Origin of the sequence: Citrobacter braakii (genome assembly GCF_002075345.1) — a bacterium.
Taxonomy (GTDB): domain Bacteria; phylum Pseudomonadota; class Gammaproteobacteria; order Enterobacterales; family Enterobacteriaceae; genus Citrobacter; species Citrobacter braakii.
This window is the reverse complement of the sequence record NZ_NAEW01000046.1, coordinates 1-5048: the sequence shown is the minus strand read 5'-3', so window position 1 is coordinate 5048 and position 5048 is coordinate 1. Positions and strand designations below refer to the sequence as shown.

Annotated in this window: 6 protein-coding genes and 1 pseudogene; 4 read left to right on the top strand and 3 right to left on the bottom strand. The window is 49.4% G+C overall.

Annotated features, from left to right (window positions below; translation table 11 throughout):
* Positions 1-128: 128 nt before the first annotated feature.
* The 3 genes and pseudogenes from BZK42_RS27385 to ftnA form a co-directional block, all read left to right on the top strand.
* Positions 129-269: pseudogene (locus BZK42_RS27385) on the top strand (transposase domain-containing protein); the annotation flags it as partial.
* A 525-nt stretch (positions 270-794) separates the two neighbouring features.
* A complete protein-coding gene (locus tag BZK42_RS27380) occupies positions 795-1073 on the top strand; it encodes a hypothetical protein (protein ID WP_080861430.1) in 279 nt (92 codons plus the stop codon).
* Positions 1074-1245: 172 nt separating this feature from the next.
* Positions 1246-1743, top strand: a complete 498-nt coding sequence (gene ftnA, locus BZK42_RS27375) for a non-heme ferritin (RefSeq protein WP_080861427.1) — start codon at positions 1246-1248, stop codon at positions 1741-1743.
* Positions 1744-2429: 686 nt separating this feature from the next.
* Here the strand turns inward: ftnA and BZK42_RS27370 are convergent.
* Both BZK42_RS27370 and dsbG read right to left on the bottom strand, forming a co-directional pair.
* On the bottom strand, positions 2430-2771 hold the full coding sequence (locus BZK42_RS27370) for a DsrE family protein (RefSeq protein ID WP_080861425.1): 342 nt from the start codon (positions 2769-2771) through the stop codon (positions 2430-2432).
* 32 nt (positions 2772-2803) lie between these two features.
* Positions 2804-3574, bottom strand: a complete 771-nt coding sequence (gene dsbG, locus BZK42_RS27365) for a thiol:disulfide interchange protein DsbG (protein ID WP_080861422.1) — start codon at positions 3572-3574, stop codon at positions 2804-2806.
* A gap of 223 nt (positions 3575-3797) precedes the next feature.
* On the opposite strand from dsbG, the gene BZK42_RS27360 reads away from it, so the two are divergent.
* Entirely contained in the window at positions 3798-4571 is a 774-nt protein-coding gene (locus BZK42_RS27360) for a sulfite exporter TauE/SafE family protein (protein ID WP_080861418.1), read from the top strand.
* An 84-nt stretch (positions 4572-4655) separates the two neighbouring features.
* Here the strand turns inward: BZK42_RS27360 and BZK42_RS27355 are convergent, their stop codons facing one another.
* Complete coding sequence (locus BZK42_RS27355) at positions 4656-5036, bottom strand: hypothetical protein (RefSeq protein WP_080861415.1); 381 nt, start codon at positions 5034-5036, stop codon at positions 4656-4658.
* Positions 5037-5048: the final 12 nt, after the last annotated feature.

Below are 5048 nucleotides of genomic sequence, written 5' to 3'. Positions count from 1 at the left end.
TGCAGGATTTTAATTTCCATAACTGTCTCAAAAGTGACCATAAGCTCTCCCGAATCAGGAGAGCAGATTAACCCCTGGATCTGATTTCAGGCGTCGGATATGGATCACTTTCGCACCGTTAGTGACAGTACAGCCTGATCGGGACGTGCAAACTGAACGGTGTTGAACCGAAGCGCTATCTTCACCATGTTCTTGATTTTATCGCTGACTGGCCGATAAACCAGGTCAGCGAGCTGCTACTGGGGCGCATCACACTACCTGCGGAATAACTCTCTTCGTCAATACGGTTCTCGGCATACGCTTACAATGAATCACCGCCAGTGCCTGGCGTTCAGCTTCTTTGGGATCTGGCGCTAGGGAGCCAAACAGCGACTGCTGTAATTGTTCCGGCTCATTGAGCCAGACACACGGGTATCGCCGGTCACACCTGCGGGCGGCTGGGCATAGTCGACACCACCATCACCGCCCGGGACGGCAGCGACAGCAGCAGTACGCTCAGTAGCAGAGGTGAAATAATGAGATTACGGGACACGGGACCTCCGGATGTGCGTTATACATCCGGGCATTGTGTGGGGACGCGATAAAAAATTCAGCGGGGAAATCAAAATCCGATTCTGATAATTTAAAGTGACTGTTTTCTGAACCAGTTAACCCGTATGCGACAGAACGATAAAAAACTGGAATTCTCCGTTCTGCCTGTGCAAAAGTCAGAGTCCACGATAATCACGGGGAATATCCGTCAGCATTACTCTGTCGCCCCGGTGGATTGCGGTTGCACACAACCGGAGACAAACATGCCAGACAATAACAACGACGACAGCGAAACAACATACTGTGAAATGAACATCAGTATGGAGGCGCTGAACGACCTCCACTGCCTTCTTGACACGTACTCAGAAAATCTACAGGAAAAGCTGCTTCTGCTTGCCGTGGCAACCCACTCTCTGATGACCACGCAGGACATTGAGTACTTTGAGTCCCGCCTGCCCTGCGGGCACAGGATACAGTTTATTAACGGCGAAGCGCAGGAGTCTCTTTCTTCTCCTGAAAATCATACACCATACCTGCACTGAGCCTCCCGACTCCATGCCGGACAGCCACCGCGCAGATACCGGAAAAAGCAGAACCCGGGGTGCCAGCGTTAACAAATGGTGACACCGTTAACCATAAAAATAATAGTGTTATTGCCCGGTAGATTTTACGGTTGTTCACATAACCCGTTCTTACCCTGAAGAGGAAAGTAAAATGCTGAAGAAAGAAATGACGGAAAAGCTTAACGACCAGCTGAATATGGAGCTCTTTTCTTCCCTGCTCTACCAGCAGATGAGCGCCTGGTGCTGTTACCACAGCTTTGAAGGCGCGGCGGATTTCCTGCGCCGCCATGCACAGGAAGAGATGGAGCATATGCAGCGTCTCTTTGCCTATCTGACTGACACCGGCTGTATGCCTCATATCAGAGCGGTGGAGGCACCTGTGGCTGAATTTGATTCGCTGGCCGCGTTATTTAAAAAAACATATGAGCACGAACAGTTCATCACACAGAAAATTAATGAACTGGTGCATGTGGCCATGAGTACGCAGGACTACCCCACCTTCAACTTCCTGCAGTGGTATGTCGCCGAGCAGCATGAAGAGGAAAAACTGTTTAAATCCATCCTCGACAAGCTGGCACTGGCGGGTGACACCGGCGAAGGACTCTATCTGATTGATAAAGAAATTGCCTCAATGGGGAACGGTGCCTGAGGCGTCACTGGACTGAAAAACGCCCGCACGGAGCGCGGGCTAATTTTCATGCGTCAAAGAAACTGTCTGGTGCAGTCTTAATTGATAACCAATGGTTATAATAACATTAAGTCACTACTACGTGAAGGTATATAAAATTTGTGGAAAACCGTTTATGCTGACCGCTGTAAACGTATTCTGGACAACATTGAAAGAACTATACCTGTCATCTCACCGGAAACGTCTCCGGGATAGGGTACAGATTTCATACTTTTTTTCACCGGTAAGGAACCCGGGGTAAATTCTCAGGCTCCAGTACCCTATGTTCCAGAAGCACACACTGGTGTAGTGTTCCCGGGTGATCGTCCCTGTATATAGCAAACCAGACTGTCGTATCTTTAACCTGAAAAAGCCGGTCTCCATTACTGAAGTGCCATACAGCTACTGACCTGCCTGAAGGCAGATGTTCATCTTTTCCCCGTGTTCCTGTTTCGAAAGAGGATGGAGACCATGATTCGGTAACCAGACCATATCCGGCAAACACCACAAATACTGTACCCCGACCTTCACACTGCAGGGAAATTTCAGTATCAACAGCGACTGCTGATAGCGGGAATATCAGCACAGAAAATAACAGGAACAGTAAAATCCGGTTCATTTCTGGCTTAAGATTGTGACACTGATGAAAAAAGGTATCTCATCCCGTATTAGGGACGAATATATATCCATCCATGCTGCTGAAGCTCAGCCAGAGTCACAACCGCCGCCGGGATAACTCCTATGGTATCAATCAACTGTTCAGGAGAAAGAGAGTATCCCCGTAGCGAATGACTACAGACAGAAAGCTGAATACAGGCGTATTGCTCACATAAACCACGCCAGCACTCAGCACCTTCCTCTCCCCGGACCAGGCTCGTGACAGCATCAGAGTTAAAAATAACCTGGACTGATTCTTCCTGTGGTCTGGTGACCTGTTTGAGATAATTTCTCACATTATTCATACAGGGGATACTGCGCGAAATCTCTGGTACATGAAAAATGAGCTTCATGATTAACTCCCGGGTTACGTAACAATTAAGGATTAAGGCTTACCGCCCATTATTGTGTTCATCGTGTCATCATCCGGAGGAAGCCCCAGTTGCTGCTGCAGACGCCCCTCCGGAGACAAATAGTAGATTGCGGGTGTGGCATTACTGCCCAGCTTTTCCATTAACAACAGATTGGCCTGCAAGGCGGCTGTAATATCAGCGGGAACAGGGTCAGGCTTATCCAGCCGGGTTTTCCAGTGCGAACTCTCATAGTCATGAAGCGTTTTAACGGGATCTTTTGACATCATGATAGCCGCAGCTTTCAGATTACTGTCTGGCCGCAGCATAGCTACAGGGATAAGTCTCAACTGAACTTTACCGGCATCAACCCAGGGACGTGCTTTCTGCCAGAACTCGGTGCAATAAGGACAGTACGGATCAAAGAATACATAAACTTTTTGTGCTGCGTTGTCTTTACCATCCTGAATCCAGCGGCTTTTCTCCAGTTTCTGCCACATATCCCGGGCCATGGGAGCATAGACATATTTTTCAATCCATGGCGTACTGAGATTATTCCCGTCACTGTCCACGAGGTTTCCAACAAAAGCGTGCTTTTTATCTGATGAGAGAAAAACGGTGGTTCCCTGGCCATCATACTCCATCACATAGCCCTTAAAATCAGGCTTCAGGTTGAATTCGCCCTTAAGTTCAAGCCCTTGTTTTTCAAGGGCAGCCAGTGGCGCCGGCAGAGGGGTCGTTTCTGCCAGCCCCAGTGTGGGCAGAAAGCCCAAAACCAGCAATAAAAGCCATTCAATCTGATGCATTACCATCCATCCTGTCAGGGGGAAATTACATGCCATAACACTTTAATATCGCCCGCAGTTCCCCTGTGTCAAAGACAAAACGTAACAACCTTATCCATTTTATTGCAGATGTTAATGATTGCAGGTAGCTGATTATGATAGTTTTCAAAAACCGACACGTTCTGAATTTTCAGGCAATGTATGTTTAATCATGATTTATTTTTCTGAATAACGGGAAACGGAAATGGTCTGGCTGACCGGATTGATTATTGGCATACTGATGGGGCTGACCGGCGCAGGAGGCGGCATTCTTGCCGTACCTGCACTGATGTTTGCCCTTGATTTACCTGTCACGAGAGCCTCTCCTCTGGCACTGGTTGCCGTGAGCGCCGCAGCGGTGATCGGTGCATGCCTGGGCTTAAAGAGAAAGGAAACCCGTTATCGTGCAGCGCTGTTAATGGCTGTCAGTGGTATGCCTTTTACATGGCCCGGTGTATGGGTGGCCGCGCATGTTTCCCATGTGCTTCTGGTTATCATATTCGCGTTCTGTATGCTGTTCGTCGCTTACCGTTTCCTTTTCCCGGAAAAAAACAGTAATCGAAAGGTGTTATGCGAACAATCCGCAGAAACAGGGCGGTTGATATGGCACTGGTATTCCGTGCTGGCAGTTGCACTGGTTGGTGTATTGTCGGGATTTGCTACCGGATTACTGGGTGTCGGAGGCGGTTTTATTATTGTTCCGGCTCTGAAGCGTTTAACCCGTTTGTCTATGACATCGGTTACTGCCACTTCTTTATGTGTAATTTCACTGACGGGAGGAAGTGGTGTTCTGGCGGCCTGGCATAATGGTGTGTTTGTGTTCAATACAACTGCCGGAGTGTTCCTCGTTGCTGTCTGTGCCGGTTTACTGGCAGGACGCCGGGGAATACAGCATCTACCCGGCAGCATCGTATCACATATATTCGGCGGTCTTCTGGTGATTGTTGCATTCAGTATGTTGATATCAACGATAATCTGAATGTGTAGCCTGAACTGATCACTATTATGAGTGACAGTAACACAATGGCACCATTATCTATTATCTGAATCCGTGCTGTTTTTCTTATGCCTCCAGACAGCCGCTCAGGGTCAGCATCAGGTACACGGCGTCAACCATATCCACCACATCGATGTACCAGCGCGGCGCGTTGTAGTCCTCTTCTTCCGGAAACAGCGTCCGGCCGTTCACCGTGATGAGCAGGTCAACCCGCCCCGTCTCACCCTCCAGCGTCATCGCCACGCTGCCACGGTGGCCAATACGGTGTGGGTGGCAGATAATGTTCACCGGCCCGGACAGTCTGGCTCTCAGATGATTGACCAGTTGCTGCTGCAGCACCGCCTGCGCATGTCCCGTCACCGGCGCCGACTGCGGCAGGCTGTCAAACAGCAGCCCGTACGCCCCCGTTTCCGCCACCTCCGCCGCAGGATATCTAAGCCTCACCATTCATCTCCCCCG